This window comes from Mycobacterium aquaticum (genome assembly GCF_002086485.1).
GTDB classification, from domain to species: domain Bacteria; phylum Actinomycetota; class Actinomycetes; order Mycobacteriales; family Mycobacteriaceae; genus Mycobacterium; species Mycobacterium aquaticum.
Window position 1 is genome coordinate 85584 of the sequence record NZ_MVHF01000024.1, and the last position, 21541, is coordinate 107124.

The window sequence follows — 21541 nt, forward strand, 5'->3', positions numbered from 1 at the left end:
CCGATTACCGTGACAGTATCGAGGTCATTTGTAAAGTTATGAGTCAGTGGGGCCAGGTCACCGTGCGCAGCTGCCTGCGGGAGCCGATACCGAGTTTGACGAAAACCTTCCGCAGGTGCCACTCGACGGTATGAGTGCTGATGAAGAGCTGCGCACCGATCTCCTGATTGGTCAGGCCGTCACGGGCCAGCCGCGCGATCTGTGCTTCCTGCGACGTCAACTCGTCCCCGGAACTGATGGCCTGCTTGCGCACTTTCTCCCCGGTGCCGATGAGTTCCCGGCGCGCGCGTTCGGCGAACGCACGTGCCCCGAACCCGGTGAACATCTCATGGGCAGTACCGAGGTGTTCGCGCGCGCTTCCGCGACGCTTGTTGCGCCGCAGCCATTCCCCGTAGCGCAGGTGTGCACGGGCCAGCTGCGACCGGACCCTCGTACGCCCGAGCCGCTCGACTGACTCGATGAACAGCACATCGGCCTCGTCACCATCGGCGAGCAAGGCGCGCGCACTCGCCAAAGCACCCAGCCCCCAATCTGTTCCGCTGACGCCTGCGCCGTCCTCCAGACGTCGCACCGCCATCGCGAGGGCTTCGCGATCGCCCGTGTGCGCAGCCGCTTCGGCGAGCTCGAGCAGGCACCAGCCGTAGAAGCCCAGGTCATCGAACTCACACGCCTTGGTGGCGACGGCAACCGACTCTTCGTACCGGCCCAGCCCGTTGTAGAGGACCGCCGCCGTATAGCCGATTACGCCGGCCAGGCGTCCCTCCCCCTTGGCGTCCGCCTCGGCGGTGCCCGCCTCGATCAGGCCACTCGCCACCGCCGCGTCACCCTGCCAGGCGGCCAGCTCCAGCTTGTGGTATCTCATCGGTTGGTGGCCGATCGCCAGCGAGATCGCATCGGCCTCCTCCATAAGCGCTGCGGCAGTAGCGAACTCGCCTTCCATAACATGCACCCCGGCCCGGAATGCGATGGCCGGCGGCAACAGTGCCAACGCGCCGGCAGCACGCGCACGCTGAACCATCGCGCCGGACATCCGGTCGAGCAGATCGTCGTCCCACAGCTCGCCCGCAGCGGATTCGTGGACCACGGGGTACGCCAGCGCCATCCAGCGCAGCGCCTTTACGTCGTCGGGCCCGGTTGGCCTGCACCATGTTTCGAGTGCGGCACGCAGCTGACGGGTCCCGGTGGCAAGCCCGCTCGTGACACGATGAGCCATGCCACTGAGCAACAGGTCGATGGGATGCCGCAGCTCGGGAATCCGGTCGACGGCGTTGCGCGCCGCTGTCGCCACCCGGGTCAGCGCCTCCGACTGATTGCGTGAGGCGTACATTGCTGCCGCGAAAGCCTCCAGGTACGCCTCCCTGGCGAATTCACCGTGCAGGCTCTCCAGGTGCGTCGCGGCGTCGAGCAGCGCTGCTGCAGCCTGGTCGAGTTGCGGTGCGTCACCGGCGCCGCTGCGGCTGCGCGTGAACTCCATCTGGGCACGCAATCGCCCGACCTCGGCTTGTTGCAGCGCCGTCAGTGGACTCAGCTCAGCCAAAGCCAGTAGTTCATAGGCGGTTTCGGGTTCCGCGGCATCACGCTTGGCCTGGGCTGCCGCGATGGCGCGCGAACCCCGCAGCTCGGGCTCGGCGGTGAGAGTGGCCGCGCGTTCCAGAAAGGTCGCTGCCGCGGCGATACCGCCGCGGGTCTGGGCCCGCCAGGCCGAGGCTTCCAGCTCCTTCGCGACGTCATCGTCGGGCCCCACGGCGGCATTGGCGGCGTGCCAGGCCCGGCGGTCAGGATCGATGGCCGAGTCGGTGGCCAGCGCCAAAGCGCGGTGGATGTCACGACGCTCGCCCATGTCCGCGGCGCGGTACGCGGCCGAACGCACGAGCGGATGATGGAAGCGCATACGCGGACCGAATTCGACGATCCCGGCCTCCTCCGCGGGGATCAACGCACCGGCCGAGATACCCAGGTGTTCGGCAGCGCGCAGAAACAACGCGGCGTCACCGACCGGTTCGGCGGCCGCCGCCAGTACCAATCGTCTGGTGTCTTGCGGCAAGACCTTGATCCGCTCGATGAACCCGCTCTCGACCCGGTCGGCAGGCAGCCGCACGGCCGCAGGCCGAAAGCCGCCTGCCATCTCCGCCGCCGATATCGTGCGCGGTACCTCCAGGAGCGCCAACGGATTTCCCCGCGTCTCCGCCACGATACGGTCGCGCACCCGCGGATCGATACCGCCGAACATCACCGACTCCAACAGGATCCGTGCGTCACTGTCGGGAAGGCCGGTGACTCGTAACTCCGGCAGGCCGGCCAGAGAGTCCTCGACGCCGTCGCGCACGCCGAAGATCATCGCTGCCGGTTCTGCCAACATTCGGCGCGCCACGAACCCCAACGTCTGCACCGATACCTGGTCCAGCCATTGTGCGTCGTCGATGACACACAACAGCGGCCGGTCGTCGGCTGCTGCGGCCATGAGGCTCAGCACGGCCAACCCGACCAGGAACCGGTCGGGCGTCGGCCCGACGCCGAGCCCGAAAGCCACCGACACGGCGTTGCGCTGCGGTTCGGGCAACTCATCGATGTGACCGAGCAACGGTGTACACAACTGCTGCAGACCGGCGAAGGCCAGCTCTATCTCGGATTCCACGCCCGAGACCTGGGCTACCCGGAAACCCGACGCCTCGCGTATGGCGTACTCCAGCAACGCCGTCTTGCCGACCCCGGCCTCACCGCGCAGCACCAGCGTGCGACTGATGCCGGAGCGGGCGTCGGCGACCACGCCGCGCAGCGTCTCGCATTCCGCGGCCCGTCCCCGCAGCCGTTGGCCCCCACCCACACTCGTCATCCGCACCATCGTCCGTTTCTCGTGGCGCCCAGCCGCCTGCCCAGCGACGGTTGAGGGTCCGATCACGAAATAATAGTGAGATCTCCCTGCCGTGGATAGCCGGACCGGAGGCCTTGCTGGACACCGCATTCAACCTGAACCGACTACTCGAGCAGTTTGCCGATCACGCTCACGGGGCGCATCAACTCGGAAACACCCCCGGGAATGGCGGGTACAGGTTCGGCGGCAACACTGCCCGGCCCGGACCACACGAGGTTGACTCGCAGGGATTCGTCGGCTTGCGGGTAGTCCGAGCGGTTGTGACAGCCGCGGGTCTCCCGCCGTTGCAGCGCTGTCTCCAACGTCGCCCGCGCGGCCAGGAGCGCCGACCGCAGATCGAAAGCCTGTGCCAATTCGAAGAATCCGGCGATGTCGGGGTGGACCGCAAGCCGCGATGTGAGACATTCGATGTCGTCGATCTCATCGAGCCCGGCGCGTAGGCCCACTTCGTCGCGGACCACGCCGGCGCGCTGCGTCATGGTGGTGCGTACTGCACGTTGGAGGTAGCGCGCATTCTCCGAGCCCGGCGATGACAGCATCCCGGCTATGGCCTCGCGCGCATGGGAAACCGCAGACCGGCAACGTTGCTGTGCGCCAAGCCCCATGGAGTAGCGCGCGGCGGCGCGGGCGGCGATCTTGCCGTACACCAGCAGTTCGATGAGCGGGTTCCCACCCAGCATGCCGGCGCCGTGCATACCGGTGGATGCCTCGCCGATCACGTAGAGACCCGCGACATCGGTGCTGTGATCGTCGGCGTAGACCCAGACCCCGCCCATCGAATAGTGGGCAGCCGGACCGACTTCGATCGGATCGGTGGCGATGTCGAGCAACTGCGCGTCCAGCAGGGTCTGGTACAGCCGGGGCAGGCGGTCGAGGATGTGGGTTCGCGGCAGATGGGTCAAGTCCAGCCACACCCCACCGTGCGGCGTGCCGCGACCTTCCCTGATCTCGGTGTCCGCTGCCACCGCCACGTGGTTGGAACGTGAAAGTTCCATCCGCTCTTTGTCGTAACGTCGCATGAACCGTTCGCCGAGCGCATTGCGCAGCATCCCGCCCTCGGCTCTGGCGATGTCCGGGACCACAGTCCCCGCGCCCTCCTCGGGTTCTATCAACCCCGTCGGATGGAACTGGACCAGCTCGGCATCGCGAATGCGGGCACCGGCTTCATGCGCCAAACGGAAAGAGTCGCCGGTGTTCTCCCCGCGGCGCGATGACGTCCGGCGCCAGATCCGGGCATGCCCACCGGTCGCGAGGATGACCGAATCGGAGTGGATGGTGTAACGGGTGCCGTCGTGCACGTCGAATCCGTAGGCCCCGAAGACGACTGCATCCCGCACGAGCAAACTGGTGATGTAGACCGAATCCATCACCGGGACACCGAGTTCCTGTGTCCGGTGCACCAGTGTCCGGTGCAGTTCGAGGCCGGTGTGGTCGCCCGCGTACGCAGTCCGGCGGTGAGTGTGCGCACCGAAGAAGCGCTGCGAGATCCGGCCGTCGCGCTCCCGCGCGAACGCCATGCCGTAGCGCTCCAGGTCCCGGATCGCGTCGGCCGCCCCTTCGGTGACGACGCTTACGGTGATCGGGTCGGCGAGCAGGCAGCTCTCGTCAAGGGTGTCGGCCGCGTGTTGCTGCCAGCAGTCCTCGGGATCCATGGTGGCCAGCGCTGCGTTGACCCCGCCCCGGGCCAGCGTGGTGTGTGCGTCTGACATCGGCCTCTTCGCGACGACGAGCACGTCGATGCCCCGCTCGGCCAGTTCGATGGCAGCCCGCAGCGCCGCGCCGCCGGCACCGATCACCAGTACCGACGTGGCAACCTGCTGCTCGACGCAGTCCATCTCCCGCTCCCCGGTGGCTGTCGTCACGAGGTCGCGCGACGTCTCGACAGCCAGAACGCCGGTAGGGGGCGCCGGTCATCCTCGGGCCGGGCGCTACACCTGGGCGGGCAGGGACACCGTGTCGTCGTCCTTGCCCGGGTGCTGACGCGGCTGGTACTTGCGGAAGTGGTAGTCCCCGCGGGGGTAGACCACCTGCGGCCACCAGAACCACCGACCCAGCAGCGTCGCGATCGACGGCATCAGCAGCGACCGCACCACAAGGGTGTCCATCAGCAGGCCGATCGCGATGGTCGAACCCATCTGGGCCAGCACGATCAGCTGGCTGCCCATCATCGCCGCCATGGTCGCGGCGAACACCAGTCCGGCCGACGTCACCACGCCACCGGTGCCTCCCATCGACCGGATGATGCCGGTCTTGAGGCCGGCGTGGATCTCGTCCTTGAACCGCGACACCAGCAGCAGGTTGTAGTCCGATCCCACGGCCAGCAGGATGATCACCGACATCAGCATGACCAACCACTGCACCTGGATGCCGAAGAGGTCCTGCCACAACAACACTGAGATACCGAAGGACGCCGCGATCGAGCTGGCCGCAGTGCCGACGATGGTCAACGCGGCCACCACGCTTCGCGTCAGGATCAGCATGATCATGAAGATCAGGGTCAGCGCCGACACCACCGCGATCATCAGGTCATAACGCGCACCGTCGCTCATGTCCTTGTACGTCGCTGCCACCCCGCCCAGGTAGATCTTGGCGTCGGACAGCGAGGACATCTTGAGGCCCTCCTGCGCGGCGGTCCGCTCGGCGTCGACACGCGCGATGCCTTCCGTGGTCGCCGGGTCGGTCTGGTGGGTGATGAACATGCGGGCGGACTTGCCGTCCGGCGACAGGAACATCTTCAGGCCGCGCTCGAAGTCGGGGTTGGTGAACGCCTCGGGCGGCAGATAGAACAGATCGTCGTTCTTGGCGTCGTCGAAGCTCTGCCCCATCGCCAGGGCCGTATTGTTCATCGCCTCCATCTGATCGAGCAGGGCCTTCTGCGAGTTGTACGACGCCAACGACAGATCTCTGCTGGTCTTCATCGAGGCGATCGTCTGAGGCAGCAGTGCGGTCAATTTCGGTGCCAGGTCCGCCAACTGGTCGGTGTTGACCTGAACGGATGCCGTCTTGTCCGTCAGTTCGTCGATCGAGTCGAGGGAATCGAATATCGACCTCGTCGCGGCGCACATCGGGATGTCGAAGCAGTGCGGCTCCCAGTAGAAGTAGTTGCGCAGCGGCCGGAACTGATCGTCGAAATTGGCGATGTTGTCGCGCATCTTCTCGGTGACGGCGAGCAGTTCTTGCGACTTGGCAGCGGAGTCCTGGGTGAGCTTGGTCTGCTCTAGGGACAGTTGGTACTGCTTTTCCAGGATGGAGATGGAGACATTGGTCGCGTCGATCATCTTGAGCTGATCGTCCAGCTGCGCCCGCTGGAACGGCAGGTTCAGGTTGCTGGTCTGCCCCTGAATGCTGGTCTGGAACGGAATCGAGCTGTGCTGGATGGGAATTCCCAGCGGCCGGGTGATGCTCTGGACCATCGCGATGCCCTGCGTGCGCAGCACATTCTTGGCCACGCGATCGAGCACCAGCATGTCGGCCGGGTTGCGCATGTCGTGGTTGGCCTCGACCATCAGGATGTCGGGATTCATGCGGGCCTGGGTGAAATGCCGGTCCGCTGCGGCGAATCCGACGTTCACGGGAGCATCGGTGGGCAGGTACCAGCGGTCGTTGTAGGCGGCCTTGTAGCCGGGTACGGCCACCAGACCGATCATCACAACAAACGCGCTGGCCACGAGAATCGGTGCGGGCCAACGGACTACCGCAGTGCCGACCTTGTGCCAGAACCGGCCCTTGTCCGGCTTCTTGGCTTCGTACAGCCCGACCAGGGTGCCGAGGAACAGCACCGCCGGTCCCATGGTCACCGCCGACGCGACCACCACGACCATGCCGATCGCGACGGGCTCGCCCATGGTGGAGAAGTAGGGCAGCCGGGCGAAGCTCAGGCAGTACGTCGCACCTGCGATCGTCAGGCCGGAGCCGATGATGACCGGTGCGACGGACTTGAACGTGGTGTAGTACGCGTCTTCGCGCTCCTCGCCCGAGCCGCGCGCCTCGCGGTAGCGGCCGAACAGGAAGATGCCGTAGTCGGTCGCCGCCGCGATCGCGAGCATCGTGAGGATGTTTCCGGCGAACGTTGTCAGGCCGAACACGTCGTGCGTGGCAAGGACTGACACCACTCCGCGCGAGCTCAGCAAGCCGATCGCGGTCAACAGCAGCTGCACCAACGTGGTGCGGATCGACCGGTAGACGATGAGCAACATCACCGCGATGGCCACCAGCGTGAACAGGGTGATCTGGGCGAGGCTGGCATTGCCGATGACGTGCAGATCATCGGTCAGGGCCGCCGGGCCTGCGACGTAGGCCTGCACGCCCGGTGGGGCCTGGGTGTTCTTGATGACGTCGCGGACCTTGTTGACGCCCTCGTTGGCCAGGGTCTGCCCCTGCTCACCGGCCAGGTTCAGCATGACGTAGGAGGCCTTGCCGTCGGCGCTCTGCGCGCCCGCAGCCGTCAGCGTGTCACCCCAGAAGTCCTGGATGTGCTGGATGTGTTCGGGATCCTCGCGCAGCTTGCGGATGATCTCGTCGTAGTACCGGTGGGCGTCGGGGCCCAGCGGTTTGTCGCCCTCAACGACGACCATCACGGTGCTGTTGGAGTTGAACTCCTGGAAGTTCGCGCCCATGCGTTTCATCGCGATCATCGACGGTGCATCGGCCGGCGCCATCGGCGCCGAGTGCTCCTCGCCGACGACCTCCAGCTGCGGTGCGATCACATTGACCACGACCGCGAACACGATCCAGAACAGGATGATGGGCAGGGCCAGGATGCGCATGGCGTGCGCGAAATAAGGTCGGTGGCCACGGCTGTTCGCGGCGTGCGCCGGCTGGGCGGGTTCGGCGGGCTGATCGGGCACGTTATGTGTCATGCGGACTTCACCAAGCAGTAGGTCTGGGCATTGACGCCGTCGGCGGCTTGCTCTTCACGAACGGTTCCGTTCACCGTGACGCGACAGCCGATTTGGTCGCTGTCACTGCGGGCCATGAGGTTGGCGCTGACCGTCGGAAGCGTCGTCGACAGCGTCACCGACCACGGCAGCGTCGTGTTCACCTCATGGATCTTGGCGTCCGGGTCGAAGTAGCTGATCTGCGCGGTGGACCCGGGTGGGCCGTACACGTCGTACACCAGCACTTTCGGGTTGAACTGCACGATCTCGATGCCGGCACCGGCGTTCGCGTTGAGATCTTCGGAGCCGAACATCCGGTGCAGCCTCGACACCACCAGACCCGAGACCGCCAACACGACGATCAGGATCAGCGGGATCCACAGCACTTTGAACGCTCGCGCGATGCGACTCGCCACCACCCATACCTCCCGACATCATCCGAACTGTGCGAACGCTCAGCGAATTAGTTCGAATAACTATGTACAGCGGGAAAGAACCTTACACCCAAGCGGGCCTCTCCGCTCCACCACGCCGTGCCTCAATCAGCTGACAACACGGGCAGGCGTGTCCGGCTTCCCGATTCACGCGACAATTTCCGCCGTGCCCGGACGGCAGGGAGCTAGGCGGCCGCCCCTGAGGACCCGTCGCGGCCGACATAGCCACGGGCAACGGCGATCTCGGCCAGCAGGTCGCGCAACTCACGGCGGCCGCGGTGCAGTCTGGACATCACCGTGCCCACCGGAATCTGCAGGATCTCGGCGATCTCCTTGTACCGCAAGCCCACGACATCGGCGTAATAGACGACGATCCGCTGAAACTCCGGCAGGGACTGCACGGCCTGGCAGACTTCGTCGTCGCCCAGCGCCTCAAGCGCGGCGAGCTCCGCCGAGGCCAGATCGACGGTCGAACGTGCTGCCACAGCAGCCAACTGCGCGTCGGTGACAGTGTCGGCCAGCACCTCGTCCGGTCTGCGCTGGGCGGCGCGATACGAGTTGATCCACGTGTTGGTCAGGATCCGGAACAGCCACGCCCGGATGTTGGTCCCGTCTTCGAACGTGTGAAAACTGGCGTAGGCCTTGAGCATTGTCTCCTGCACCAGGTCCTCGGCGTCCGCTGCGCTGCGCGCATACTTGCGCGCGACCCCGTAAAGCTGGTCCAACAGGGGTAGCGCATCGCGTTCGAATCGCACGTTCATAGGGACTGGCTTGGTGACTGGCATGGCCCCGCTCCTGCCGTTTGTCGTCGATCCGGTCCTGGCCACTTCGTAACCCGAAGCTATCCCGCGCCGGAGCCCGCTCCCAGGGGGTTTACCTCCGGGTTCATGCTGGTTTTCCGACGCCGCCGCGAGTGTTACGAGGGGCCGTCCGACTGTCATAACCGCAGCATGGCACCTGAAGTCGACTTGAGGTCAACAGCGTGTCGAACCACTCTGGTGAGTGTGTTCCACACCGCCCTTCTCGGGCGTCGTCAGTTCACGCCGCGGGAGCGGGGTGAACGTCGGTTCCCGCGTCGTTCGGGCTGGTTTCACCAACACGAGAGTGTTGGCCAGAGCCGTCCCGTCGGCGGGCATTGTTGACCCGGCCTCCTGCTTGGAGGTCCGGGGAACGATGAAGCTCGTGGTGGGTGTGGCCCCACCGGGCTAGATTCGCCGCGGCGTTGGTGTCCCTGTCGGCGCAATATCCGCAACCACATGTGAACATCCGATCTGCCAGCGTCATCGCACTGTTAACTGCCCCGCAGTGGGGGCACAGACGGGTCGACGGGTACCAGCGGTCAGCTTCGATCAGCTGGCCACCCCGCCATGCCTGTTTGTAAGTGAGCAACCGGGCGAACTCCGACCAGCCGGCGTCGGAAATCTCGCGGGCCAGCCGATGGTTGCGCAGCATTCCGGTCACGTTGAGGTTCTCGATGACGAGCCGGTCGTGGGTCTTGACCAATTCGTTAGACACCTGGTGCAGGAAGTGGCGGCGCACATTGGCGACACGGTGATGATGCCGAGCCAACCTGGCAACGGCATCCTTACGATGATGTGATCCTTTCTTCTTGCGTGACAATGACTTCGACAATCGTCGCTGCTGTTTGAGCCCGGCGGACAACGCTTTTGGCGCGTTAGTGACGCGGGTGACCTCGGTACCGTCGGCGGTGGCGGCCACCAGAAACGTGGTCAAGCCGAGGTCCACCCCCACCCAATGGTCCTCGGTGACGCGGTCACGAACCGGGTGCTGTTGCGCGGGATGCAGGTCAGCAGCTTCAACGTTGAGCGCGAGCCACCACCGGCCTCCGCGACGGCTGATGGTGGCGAACAGGATTTTCGCCCGCCCAGTGGCGAGCATGCGCCGCAACCTACGGGTGTCGTCGCGCACAGCGATCGAACCCACGCCGGGCAAGGTCACCGAGCGGGGCCGGTGGTTATCCCCGACTCGGATCGCCGCTAGTTTGCCTTTGGCATGCTTGTTGCGCAGCCGAAACGACGCGACGTCGCGGGCCTTCTTCTTCATCCGGGGAAACCCGACCCGCTTGCCCTTGCGCTTTCCGCAACGCGAGTCCGACCACGCCCTGAGACCCTTGCTCAGGTCGACAGCGGCCTCCTCGAACACCTGCTGGCACACCTCACGTCGCCAGGACAGGCCCTTCACCACAACCTCGACGTCGCCGTGGGCATTGACAGTGAAGACCCGGCCGGCGGCCTCGGTTTTCTTCCACGCGTTAAACGCGTTGATCAGATCAAACCCGGTCCACGGCACCGCAATGCTCGGATCGGTTTTGCGGTCGGTGAGCGCGGTTTTCACCATGCGCAAGCACTGGTTGAACGCGAACCGCGCCGCCCCAGCATGCCGAGCCAGCACCTCGTACTGCTCGACGGTGGGGTTCAGACAGAACCGGAATGTGGTGTACCGAGTCATCGCCGTCAGCCTCGCACGCGCCACCGACAACCCCGTGGCCAGCACCAACGTGCCGAACCGACTGATCACCCTCCACAATGACGTAGTCCAGGGCGAAGTCGCCGGAAATCCCACAGACTCGACCGCCGCTAGTTGTCGATACGCCTTAGGGTCATCAGCTATGAACCGCCTCGATCGCTTCTTCGAAATCTCGGCGCGCGGCTCCAGTGTCTCCGCCGAGATACGCGGTGGCGTCGTCACGTTCATCGCGATGGCCTACATCATCGTGCTGAACCCCGTCATCCTGTCGAGCGCTCCAGACGTGGCAGGCAACAAGCTGGCGTTCGCGCAAGTGTCGGCGACGACGTCGCTGGCTGCCGGGGTGATGACGATCCTGTTCGGCGTCATCGCGCGGATGCCGTTCGCGTTCGCGGCAGGCCTCGGCATCAACTCGTTTCTGGCGACCACCGTCGTCGGGTCGGTGACGTGGCCGGAGGCGATGGGCCTTGTCGTCATCAACGGCCTGGTGATCGTGCTGTTGGCGGCCAGCGGCCTGCGGCGGCTGGTGTTCGACGCCGTGCCGATCCAGCTCAAGCTCGCCATCACCGCGGGCATCGGGTTGTTCATCCTGTTCATCGGCCTCGTCGACGCCGGGTTCGTGGGTTCCACCGGCCGCCCGTCCCCGCCGGTCGGTTTGGGCACCGGGGGCACCGGCTCGATCAACACCGTGCCGACCGTGGTGTTCGTGTTCACGCTGCTGATCACCGGCATCCTGGTGGCTCGACGGGTCCGCGGCGGCATCCTGATCGGGCTGGCGGCAGGCACCGTGGTCGCGATCATCGTCGAGGCGATCTGGCATCTGGGGTCGGCAACCGAGCACCCCGGCGGCTGGGGACTGTCGGTGCCGTCGCTGTCCGGCTCGCCGTTCGCGCTGCCCGACATGTCGCTGGTCGGTGCCTTCAGTCTCGGCAGCTTCAGTCGGATCGGCGCGCTGGCGGCCATCATGCTGGTGTTCACGCTGGTGTTCGCCAACTTCTTCGATGCCATGGGAACCATGACCGGGCTGTCCCGCGAAGCCGGGCTGGCCGATGCCCAGGGCACGTTTCCGCGGTTGCGGTCCGCGCTGATCGTCGAAGGCGCGGGCGCCGTCGTCGGCGGCGCATCGTCCGCGTCGTCGAACACCGTGTTCATCGAATCGGGCGCGGGTATCGAGGAGGGGGCCCGCACCGGGTTGGCGAACCTGGTCACCGGCGCCCTGTTCCTGGCGGCGATGTTCGTCTCGCCATTGGCCTCGATCGTGCCCACGGAAGTCGCCGCAGCGGCACTGGTGATCGTCGGCGCGATGATGGTCTCGCACCTGCGTCACATCGACATCTCCGAGTTCTCCATCGCACTGCCCGTCGTCCTCACGGTGGCGACCATGGCGTTCAGTTACTCGATCGCCAACGGCATCGGCGTCGGATTCGTCGCGTGGGCCGTGCTGCGGTCGGCCGCAGGCAAGGCCCGCGAGATCAGTCCGCTGCTGTGGATCGTCGCCGCCGGCTTCATCCTCTACTTCGCTCGCGGCTGGATCGAGTCACTCATCGGCATGCACTGACAGGTAATGTTCAGGCTCATGGAGACGCGCCAATGAGCCGCTTGCGCGAAGAGAACAAGCAGTGAGCGCCGGCCTGTTCGGTTTGCTCGACGACATCGCGGCGCTGGCACGTCTCGCCGCAGCCTCAATCGACGACATCGGCGCCGCGACGGGGAAAGCCACCGCGAAGGCCGCCGGTGTGGTCATCGACGACACCGCTGTGACGCCTCAGTACGTGCACGGCATCACCGCGGAGCGCGAGCTACCGGTCATCAAGCGCATCGCGATCGGCTCACTGCGCAACAAGATCGTGTTCATCCTGCCGGTGGCCCTGCTGCTCAGCCAGTTCGCGCCGTGGTTGCTGACCCCGATCCTGATGCTGGGCGCGACCTACCTCTGTTTCGAAGGGGCCGAAAAGGTCTGGGGCTACGTCGCCAAGCACGGGGCCGGAGGCCATCACAACGCGCCTGCCGGAGCCGTCGGCGGGGACGCCGAGCGCTACATGGTGACAGGCGCGATCCGCACCGACTTCATCCTGTCCGCCGAGATCATGGTGATCGCCCTCAATGAGGTGGCCCACCAACCGTTCTTCCCCCGGCTGATCATCCTGGTCATCGTCGCACTGGTGATCACCGCGGCGGTGTACGGCGTGGTGGCCGGCATCGTGAAGATGGACGACATCGGACTGGCACTGACACAACGCAATTCGCGTTTCGCCAAATGGATCGGCCGTGGCCTGGTCGCAGGCATGCCCAAGCTGCTCACCGCACTGTCGGCCATCGGCACGGTCGCGATGCTCTGGGTCGGCGGCCACATCCTGCTGGCGGGTTCCAATACCCTTGGCTGGCATGGCCCTTACGGCCTGGTGCACCATGCCGAGGAATACGTGCACCACGCACTGGCGAACGCGGCGGGTCTCGGCGGCGTCGCGGCGTGGCTGGTCAATACCGCCGCATCGGCGGTCATCGGGTTGGTAGTCGGTGCGATCGTGGTCGCGATCATGCACGTGCTGCCATTCGGCAAGAAGGACAAGCACTCCTGAGCCTGGTGCTGCGGTCGGTACCGGTCTCCTACCGCGGTAGCACATCAAGATCGGACGACAGCGCGATGTGGTAGGCCCCTTGACTTCATAGCGTCAAACCATGACGCAAGCACAACGTTCACCGGCCCACCAGATGGCGCTCGTCGCACGTGCATTGCCGCGCACCGTCCCCGTCGCGATACCGGCCACCAAACCCCGCCGGTTCCCGGGCACTGTCCGCCGAACCATGGCGGCCGTGCGTGCCTGGCTGCTGGCGCCCGCGCTCACGCCAAGGCCGCCGCAGGAGTACCACCGACCACACCGACTGGACTTCATCGAGGACGCCGCGATGGGCCGCGAGATGTTGCGGCTGTAGATCTACGACCGTGGTAGGACACGTCCATACCCCCGCGGCATGATGCGCGCCGGTGATGGGGGCTTCTACGATCGGACCATGCTGAGTGCGATGGCGCGCTCCGTGCGCGAGCAGATGCGCCGGCAAGGCGAGTCGATCCCGGTCGGCCACAACTGGGCATCTGTCATAGCGGTCGACGCCACTGTGGTGGGCGCCGCGGTGATTGCCGCCGTGCAGCGGCCGACCAGCGACCTCGCCGTGTCCCTTCTCGCGCTTGCCCTGGCGGTGGCACCGTTTGTGCAGGTCTATGCGTCGGGTGCCAAGTTCAAAGCTCCGGCGGTGTGGGCGGCCTGGACGGCCGCGACGGCGTTGCTGCTCTTCGCGACGGCCACTCCCGTCGCCGACGATTTCGCTCCGCTGCTGGTGGTGCTGATGGTGGGCGAGGTGACGTCGCTGACCGGGATACCGGGTGGGTGCCTGTCCTCGCTCTCTGCCGCCGCACTGCTGTTGACCGCGTCGGAGCTGCACCGGCTCGACAATGTTCCGCTCTATCTCGGCATCCTCGGAATGGGTTGGCTGGTGGGCTATCTCATGCGGGTGCAGACCGTATTGATGGAGCAGCAGCAACACGCCCAGGCCGCGTTGGCGGCCCATGCCGCAGCCGACGAGCGGCGCCGCATCGCGCGCGAGGTGCACGACGTCATCGCCCACTCGCTCAGCGTGACGCTGCTGCACATCACGGGTGCGCGCCGCGGGTTGCAGCAGGACCGCGACGTCGACGACGCCGTCGACGCGCTCGAGCAGGCCGAACACCTGGGCCGCCAGGCGATGGCCGACATCCGCCGGACGGTCGGGCTCCTCGACAGCGGGCCGATGGGCACCACACCTGAGCCCGGTATCGACGACATCTCCGGATTGATCGACGACTTTGTCCGCGCCGGGCTCACCGTGCAATTCACTGCCGGCGGACGCACCACGCAGGTCTCCCCCGCTGTCGGCCTGGCCCTGTACCGCATCACGCAGGAGTCGCTGGCCAACGTCGCCAAGCACTCCCCCGACACGAAAACAACTGTCACACTGGCAATCTCACGCACATCGGCGACGCTCAACGTGTTCAATCAACTGCCGGTCGCGCTGCCCGCCGGATGTTCAGAGGGACGTGGCGTGCGCGGGATGCGACAGCGCGTCGGGCAGCTCGGCGGCATCATCAGCGTCGGCCCGACGTCCGACGGTTGGGCGGTACGCACCAACATCCCGCTCGGCACCACCGACTCCTCCTGCCCATTGGCGTCGTCATGACCGGTCCGGCGCCCGAGATCGCGGTCCTGCTCGTCGACGATCAGGACCTGGTGCGCTCCGGGCTCCGCCGGATCCTGCGCCGAAAGGACGGGTTCACCATCGTCGCCGAATGCGCTGACGGCGACGAGGTGCCCGCCGCGGTCGGCAGCCACCGGCCCGACGTCGTCGTGATGGATCTCCGGATGAAACGCGTCGACGGCATAGAAGCCACCCGCCTGCTCACCGAGCAATCGGGCCCTCCCGTGCTGGCCCTGACCACCTTCAACGACGACGAGCTGCTGTCGGGGGTGCTGCGGGCCGGGGCCGCCGGCTTCGTCCTCAAGGACTCCTCCGCCGAAGAGCTGATCCGGGCCGTGCGAGCGGTCGCCGCAGGGCACAGCTACCTCGATCCTGCCGTGACGTCCAGGGTTCTCAGCACCTACCGCAAAGCCGCCACGTCACCGCGCACCACCGCGGTCAACGACCTCACGGCACGTGAACTCGATGTCCTGACCCTCATCGCCAGGGGCCGTTCGAACTCCGAGATCGCCGACGAACTAAGCATTTCCGGGCTCACTGTCAAGAGCCACATTGGCAGAATCTTCGTCAAGCTGAACCTGCGTGACCGGGCCGCCGCGATCATCCACGCCTACGACACCGGGATCGTCGCCCCCCAGTGACACAGGGGCCGGAGAACCGGTCAGCTAAAGTGGTATCCGTCACGTTGGGAAATCCGCGCCCTCGGTAGGGTACGTAATTGACGGTGACGCCTGAGTCGATTATCTGAAGGGGGGCGGCATGGACGAGGTCCTGGCCCGTGCCGGTATCTTCCAGGGCCTGCAGCCCAAAGCCATCGAGACCCTCGCGCGTCAACTCGAACCGGTGACATTTCCCCGCGGACGCACGGTGTTCGTCGAAGGCGAACCAGGTGACACGCTCTACATCATCATCTCCGGCAAGGTGAAGATCGGGCGCAGGACCACCGACGGCCGCGAAAGCCTGATCACGCTGATGGGCCCGTCCGACATGTTCGGCGAGCTCGCCATCTTCGACCCCGGTCCGCGTACCTCGACCGTCACCACCCTCACCGACGTGTCGGCCGTGTCGATGAGCCGCGCGGCGCTCCAGTCATGGATCGCCGAAGAGCCCGAGATCGCCGAGCAGCTGCTGCGGGTGCTGGCGCGCCGGTTGCGCCGTACCAACGACAACCTGTCCGACCTGATCTTCACCGACGTGCCGGGCCGGGTCGCCAAGCAGCTGCTCTACCTCGCGCAGCGCTTCGGCAGCCGCGAAGGCAACGCACTGCGGGTCAACCACGAACTGACCCAGGAGGAGATCGCCCAGCTGGTCGGGTCGTCCCGCGAGACCGTCAACAAGGCGCTCGCGGATTTCGCTCAGCGCGGCTGGATTCGCGTGCAGGGCAAGAGCATTCTGATCGACAACGCCGAGCGATTGGCGCTGCGCGCCAAATAGGTCGACGTCAGTCGTCGAGGGCGTGTTCGAGCCCGGCGATGATGACGCCGAGGTTGAAATCGAAGTCGTGGTCGTCGGCGGCTGCCGCGGCACGCCGGGCGTTCACCGCGCCGAGGAGCGGAAAGTCTTCGGCCGGTAGCTCTTTCAGAACTCTGGCCACCTCCGGGTTCTGATGGTGCCGCCGCGAATCCGCGGAACCGAGGACGTCGTGGGCGGCCGACAGGGCGATACCTGATACCAGCGTGAGGATACGGCCCGCATCGTCGACACCGAAGCCTGCGCCGGTCAGGGATCGCAACACGCGCTCAGCGAGCACGAGACTCGCCGCCCCGCCAATCCCACTGAGCCGGAAGCTCATTCCGGTGGCGCCGAGCTTGAGGACACCCTGCCGGATCGCGTTGGCGTAGGCGCGCAACGTCTCCCGCCAGTCGATATCGTCGGGTAGCTCGATCGCCCGGATCTCGTTCTCGAACAGGTCAGCGACCACGAGCTCGAGCAGCCCGTCACGATCGCCGACGTAGTAGTGCAGGGCGGTGCGGTCCACCCCGAGCGCATCGGCGACGGCTTGCATGGTCAGGTCTTCGGGGGCGATACCGCGTGCCGCAGCGACGATCTGCTGGTGATCGATGCGCCGCGGCCGGCCGCGACGTCGGCGAGTGTCATCGGCACCGCCTGTACGGGCAGCTGCTCGGCCGGTCATTGCGGCAACAGTAGTGGCCCCAAGCCTGGCGCACCCAACTCTTCCCTTTTTCTCACGGCCGTGGAAAACTTCCGCTGGAGCCGACGGAAGGGGCCGACGAGGTGTCAGGTAGTTATCGGGTGGTCCAGTGGACCACGGGCAATGTCGGCAAGAGCTCGGTGGCGGCCATCGCCAGGAACCCCACCCTCGAGCTCGTCGGCTGCTACGCCTGGTCGCCCGACAAGGTCGGCCGCGACATCGGCGAGCTGTGCGGAATCGATTCGCTCGGCGTCACCGCGACCAACGACGTCGACGCCCTGCTCGCACTGAAACCCGATGTCGTGGTCTACAACCCGATGTGGATCGACGTCGACGAGCTGGTCCGCATCCTGGAGGCCGGCATCAACGTCGTCGCCACCGCGTCGTTCATCACCGGACACAACCAGGGCGACGGGCGGGACCGCATCGCCGACGCGTGCCGGCGCGGAGGTGCGACGATGTTCGGATCAGGCATCAGCCCGGGCTATGTCAACCAGCTGTCGGTGGTGGCCGCGGGCATCTGCGACCGGGTGGACAAGATCACCGTCAACGAGGCGGCCGATACGACGTTCTACGACTCCCCTGCCACCGAGAAACCGGTCGGCTTCGGCCAGCCGATCGACCATCCCGATCTGCAGGCCATGACCGCGCACGGCACCGGCGTATTCGGTGAGGCCGTGCGCATGGTCGCCGACGCCCTCGGCATCGAACTCGACGAGGTCCGGTGCGATGCCGAGTACGCGCAGACCACCGAGGATCTCGACCTCGGCTCGTGGACCATTCCGGCGGGGTGTGTGGCCGGCGTGTATGCCAGCTGGAAGGGCATCGTCGGGGGCGTTACGCGCGTCGAGATCAACGTCCGGTGGCGCAAAGGCCAGGCACTGCAACCGGATTGGCGGATCGATCAGGACGGCTGGGTGATCGAGGTGGCCGGGCGCCCGACGGTCACCATGACGGTCGGCTTCCTGCCGCCGCCCGACTTCGAAGCCACCACGCTCGAGGAGTTCATGGTGCTCGGCCACATCATGACGGCCACCCCACCGCTCAACGCGATCCCAGCCGTGGTGTCGGCCACTCCGGGTATCGTCACGTACAACGACCTGCCGCTGATCCTGCCGCGTGGTGTGGTGCCGGTGGGCTGACACGAGGAGGCACCCGCATGCCGACACTGCACGAGGCCGCCGAGCTGGCCCGCGACGACCACGGTCTGGCGGTGGTGTCGACCCTGCGCGCCGACGCGACCATCCAGTCCACGCTCGTCAACGCCGGCGTGCTGGCGCACCCGGCAACGTCGGCACCGGTCCTGGGGTTCGTCACCTATGGTCGGGTCAAGCTCGCGAATCTGCGTGCCAGGCCGCAGATTTCGGCCACATTCCGCAACGGTTGGCAGTGGGCCACGGTCGAGGGCCGAGCCGAGCTGGCAGGTCCGCACGATCCACAACCCTGGCTGGATCCCGAACGGCTACGCCTCTTGCTGCGCGAGATCTTCACCGCAGCAGGCGGCACGCACGACGATTGGGACACCTACGACCGGGTGATGGTCGAACAGGGCCGCACAGCCGTCCTCATCCCGCCGACACGGGTATACAGCAACGGATAGTGCCTCAGCGGTGTATGCGGTTCGCGCCGTCGACGATCGCGTCATAAAGCGCCTGCTCGGGCTCCGATGGCGCGGTACGCCTGCGCAGCAATACGAATTCGAGTTCACCGAGATCCGGAAGTCGAGCGTCGTCGACCGGGAAAAGCCCTGTCGGTAACAATGTTTCGGCATGCGGAACGATGCCGAGCCCGGCCAGCGCCGCAGCCTGCAGGCCCAGTTGGCTGTCGCTGACGCACGCGATGCGCCAGGTGCGGCGCTCGCGTTCCAGCGCGCGCAATGCGACGCGGCGGGTCAGGCTCGGCGTCGGATAGGTGACGACGGGAACCGGATCGACTACGTCGGTCAGCCCTGCCCGTCCGGCCCACACCAACCGGTCCCGCCACAACAGCTGCCCGTGCTGCTCACCGGGCAGCCGCTTGGCCACCATCATGTCCAATTCACCTGCGGCCATGCGTGTTTTGAGATTCTCACTCAGGCCTACAACCAGCTCGAGGTCCACGCCCGGATAGGACCGCTGGAATTCGACCAGCACATCGGGCAATTCGCGCGTCACCAGGTCATCAGAGGCACCGAGCCGGATGAAGCCGGTGAGCCGCGACTGAGAGAAATACCGGTCGGCCTGCGCCTGAGCGTCGAGGATGCGCCGCGCGAATCCGACCATCGCCGCGCCGTCGGCGGTCAGGGCCAGATTGCGCGTGTCCCGCCGGATCAGCTCGCGTCCGGCAGCCTGTTCCAACCGTGCGATGTGCCCGCTGACCGTGGATTGCCGCAGCCCGAGGACGCGTCCGGCTGCCGTGAAACCGCCTGCCCGCTCGACTGCGAGGAAGGTGCGCAGCAACTCCGGGTCGAACACATTCATCACGATACCCGTTTAGAGATATCGAGCCCATCGACTTCTGCCATGAGTGTCGAGCGCCGTACCGTGAACCGGTGCTCGCCAAACTCCGCATCGATGGGTTCCTGCTCGGCTTGGTCGTTTCGATGGCCGTCGGCCTGCTGCTACCCGCGCGCGGCGATGCGGCGAACGTCCTGGAGTGGGCGACCAAGGTGGCCATCGCAGTGCTGTTCTTTCTGTACGGCACCCGTCTGGAGCCGCGGGAGGCACTCGAAGGCCTGAAGCACTGGCGGCTGCACACCACCGTGCTGGCCGCGACCTATGTGCTGTTCCCGCTGCTCGGCCTGGCGATGCGGGTGCTGATCCCGTCAGTGCTGACCGACGAGCTCTACATCGGCATGCTCTACCTGTGCCTGCTGCCGTCCACCGTGCAGTCCTCGATTGCCTTCACCTCCATCGCGCGTGGCAATGTCGCCGCGGCCGTAGTGAGCGCATCGACGTCGAACATGCTGGGCATCTTCATCACCCCGCTGTTGGTGACGCTGCTCATGCAGACCACCGGCGGGGCGACCGTATCGGCGACCTCCATCCTGGAGATCGTCCTGCAGCTGCTGGCGCCGTTCATCGCCGGGCAACTGCTCCGGTCGAAACTACATCGGTTGTTGTCCCACACCACGCTGACCAAGGTGGTCGACCGGGGCTCGGTGTATCTGGTGGTGTACGCGGCGTTCAGTGCCGGTATGGCCGAACATATTTGGACCGGCATGAAGGTCTCCAGCATTATGGCCGTCATCGCGGTCAGCGTGGTGTTGCTGGCAGTCGTGCTGGCTGCCACCGCGGGAGTGGCCCGTCTGCTGCGCTTCGATCGCGCCGACCGCATCGTGGTGATCTTCTGCGGTTCGAAGAAGAGCCTGGCGACGGGCTTGCCGATGGCCACCGTACTGTTCGCCGGCCATCCGGTCGGGCTGATCGTCTTGCCGCTGATGATCTTTCACCAGATTCAGCTCATCACGTGCGCGGCCTTGGCGGGACGGTGGGGCCGGGCGGCAGCCGATCACCCAGCAGCGGCGCCGCCGCTACCGGCGCGCACGTAGGCCCGCCGCGGCCGAACGGATCGTCTCGGTGACGGTCGAGACCATCTCGCTGTCCAATTTCCAGCACTGCCAGTACAACGGGACGTCGAGATGCTGCGGGGCGATCGGGACCCAGGACGGCTCGACGAGTTCTTCGGGGTACATGCCCCATCCCAACCCGGCGCGCACCGCCGCTCCGAAACCCTCGGCGGTCGGGATGAAATGCGTGGGGCGGCCGATGTCCTTGCGGAACACCTTGCGCACCAGGCTGTCTTGCAAGGCGTCGGCGCGGTTCCACGCCAGGGATGGCGCGTGCGCGGCAGCCGCCGCGGTGAACCCGTCCGGCAGGTACCGCTCGACATAGTCGACGGTGGCCACGGGTACATACCGCATGGCACCGAGGGAGTAGACACGGCAGCCCGGCACGGGCCTGCGCTCGGTGGTCACCGCGCCCATCACCACGCCTTCGCGCAACAGCTGCGCCGAGTGGTCCTGGTCCTCGATGCGGATGTCGAACAACACGCCGGGTAGCCGTGCCAGCACCGCGGTGAACCAGGTCGACATCGAATCGGCGTTGACGGCCAGCGCAATCCGAGTCCACGGGCCTGCGTCGCCACCCATCTCGGCCAGCGCCTCAGCCTCCAGCAGCGCGGTCTGCGCCGCCAGTCTCAGCAGTGGAACCCCGGCCGGGGTTGCGACACAGGGCTTTTCGCGGACCACCAGGACCTGGCCCACACGTTGCTCGAGGGCTTTGATCCGTTGGCTCACCGCCGACGGCGTGACGTGCAGGCGCGACGCGGCCGCGTCGAAACTACCCGACTCGACCACGGCGGCCAGTGCAGCGAGCTGCTGGCCGTCGATGCGCATGTTCGAAGCTAACCACCAGTCCTCCCGCGAGCAGACGCTGCGGTACGCGACACGCCGCGTTTGCGGTACCGCTGTGACTGCTCGCCGGGGAAACTCAGCGGTATTTGGCGACGT

General features: G+C 66.2%; 18 protein-coding genes. 9 read left to right on the forward strand and 9 right to left on the reverse strand.

Annotated features, from left to right (window positions below; genetic code table 11):
• Positions 1–43: 43 nt before the first annotated feature.
• The 6 genes from BST13_RS22015 to BST13_RS22040 all read right to left on the reverse strand — a co-directional run bounded on the left by BST13_RS22015 (position 44) and on the right by BST13_RS22040 (position 10721).
• On the reverse strand, positions 44–2833 hold the full coding sequence (locus BST13_RS22015) for a helix-turn-helix transcriptional regulator (protein ID WP_083166164.1): 2790 nt from the start codon (positions 2831–2833) through the stop codon (positions 44–46).
• Positions 2834–2976: 143 nt separating this feature from the next.
• Positions 2977–4734: an L-aspartate oxidase gene (locus tag BST13_RS22020; protein WP_245839767.1), complete on the reverse strand. Its 1758-nt coding sequence runs from the start codon at positions 4732–4734 to the stop codon at positions 2977–2979.
• 66 nt (positions 4735–4800) lie between these two features.
• Entirely contained in the window at positions 4801–7731 is a 2931-nt protein-coding gene (locus tag BST13_RS22025) for an MMPL/RND family transporter (protein WP_095533660.1), read from the reverse strand.
• Entirely contained in the window at positions 7728–8165 is a 438-nt protein-coding gene (locus BST13_RS22030; protein ID WP_083166166.1) for an MmpS family transport accessory protein, read from the reverse strand. Before BST13_RS22030 ends, BST13_RS22025 begins: the two co-directional genes overlap by 4 nt.
• 203 nt (positions 8166–8368) lie before the next feature.
• Positions 8369–8968: a sigma-70 family RNA polymerase sigma factor gene (locus tag BST13_RS22035; protein WP_083166138.1), complete on the reverse strand. Its 600-nt coding sequence runs from the start codon at positions 8966–8968 to the stop codon at positions 8369–8371.
• A 253-nt stretch (positions 8969–9221) separates the two neighbouring features.
• Positions 9222–10721, reverse strand: coding sequence for an RNA-guided endonuclease InsQ/TnpB family protein (locus tag BST13_RS22040; RefSeq protein ID WP_083166139.1), 1500 nt, complete (start codon positions 10719–10721; stop codon positions 9222–9224).
• A gap of 91 nt (positions 10722–10812) precedes the next feature.
• Here BST13_RS22040 and BST13_RS22045 point away from each other — a divergent pair, with 91 nt between their 5' ends.
• From BST13_RS22045 to crp, 6 genes are all read left to right on the forward strand, one after another.
• Positions 10813–12228 (forward strand): NCS2 family permease, encoded by a 1416-nt coding sequence (locus BST13_RS22045; RefSeq protein ID WP_083166140.1) that lies wholly within the window; start codon positions 10813–10815, stop codon positions 12226–12228.
• 61 nt (positions 12229–12289) lie between these two features.
• The gene (locus tag BST13_RS22050; RefSeq protein ID WP_083166141.1) at positions 12290–13249 is read left to right on the forward strand and encodes a DUF808 domain-containing protein; all 960 of its coding nucleotides are present in this window, start codon (positions 12290–12292) and stop codon (positions 13247–13249) included.
• 100 nt (positions 13250–13349) lie between these two features.
• Complete coding sequence (locus BST13_RS22055; protein WP_142282822.1) at positions 13350–13604, forward strand: hypothetical protein; 255 nt, start codon at positions 13350–13352, stop codon at positions 13602–13604.
• A 78-nt stretch (positions 13605–13682) separates the two neighbouring features.
• The gene (locus BST13_RS22060; protein WP_083166167.1) at positions 13683–14882 is read left to right on the forward strand and encodes a sensor histidine kinase; all 1200 of its coding nucleotides are present in this window, start codon (positions 13683–13685) and stop codon (positions 14880–14882) included.
• Entirely contained in the window at positions 14879–15541 is a 663-nt protein-coding gene (locus BST13_RS22065) for a response regulator transcription factor (protein WP_083166143.1), read from the forward strand. Before BST13_RS22060 ends, BST13_RS22065 begins: the two co-directional genes overlap by 4 nt.
• A 118-nt stretch (positions 15542–15659) precedes the next feature.
• On the forward strand, positions 15660–16334 hold the full coding sequence (gene crp / locus BST13_RS22070; RefSeq protein ID WP_083166144.1) for a cAMP-activated global transcriptional regulator CRP: 675 nt from the start codon (positions 15660–15662) through the stop codon (positions 16332–16334).
• 7 nt (positions 16335–16341) lie between these two features.
• On the opposite strand, the gene BST13_RS22075 is transcribed toward crp, so the two are convergent.
• Complete coding sequence (locus tag BST13_RS22075) at positions 16342–17034, reverse strand: TetR/AcrR family transcriptional regulator (RefSeq protein WP_083166145.1); 693 nt, start codon at positions 17032–17034, stop codon at positions 16342–16344.
• A 101-nt stretch (positions 17035–17135) separates the two neighbouring features.
• Here BST13_RS22075 and BST13_RS22080 point away from each other — a divergent pair, with 101 nt between their 5' ends.
• Both BST13_RS22080 and BST13_RS22085 read left to right on the forward strand, forming a co-directional pair.
• Positions 17136–18194, forward strand: a complete 1059-nt coding sequence (locus tag BST13_RS22080; RefSeq protein ID WP_095533661.1) for an NAD(P)H-dependent amine dehydrogenase family protein — start codon at positions 17136–17138, stop codon at positions 18192–18194.
• 17 nt (positions 18195–18211) lie between these two features.
• Positions 18212–18652, forward strand: coding sequence for a TIGR03618 family F420-dependent PPOX class oxidoreductase (locus tag BST13_RS22085; protein ID WP_083166147.1), 441 nt, complete (start codon positions 18212–18214; stop codon positions 18650–18652).
• A 4-nt stretch (positions 18653–18656) separates the two neighbouring features.
• On the opposite strand, the gene BST13_RS22090 is transcribed toward BST13_RS22085, so the two are convergent.
• Positions 18657–19511 carry a LysR family transcriptional regulator gene (locus BST13_RS22090; protein ID WP_083166148.1) on the reverse strand — a complete coding sequence of 285 codons (855 nt, stop codon included), beginning with the start codon at positions 19509–19511 and terminating at the stop codon, positions 18657–18659.
• A 71-nt stretch (positions 19512–19582) separates the two neighbouring features.
• Between BST13_RS22090 and BST13_RS22095 the strand changes: the two genes are divergently transcribed.
• A complete protein-coding gene (locus BST13_RS22095; protein ID WP_281254763.1) occupies positions 19583–20581 on the forward strand; it encodes a bile acid:sodium symporter family protein in 999 nt (332 codons plus the stop codon).
• On the opposite strand, the gene BST13_RS22100 is transcribed toward BST13_RS22095, so the two are convergent.
• Positions 20564–21427, reverse strand: coding sequence for a LysR family transcriptional regulator ArgP (locus BST13_RS22100; protein ID WP_083166150.1), 864 nt, complete (start codon positions 21425–21427; stop codon positions 20564–20566). The genes BST13_RS22095 and BST13_RS22100 overlap by 18 nt on opposite strands.
• Between the last annotated feature and the right edge of the window lie 114 nt (positions 21428–21541).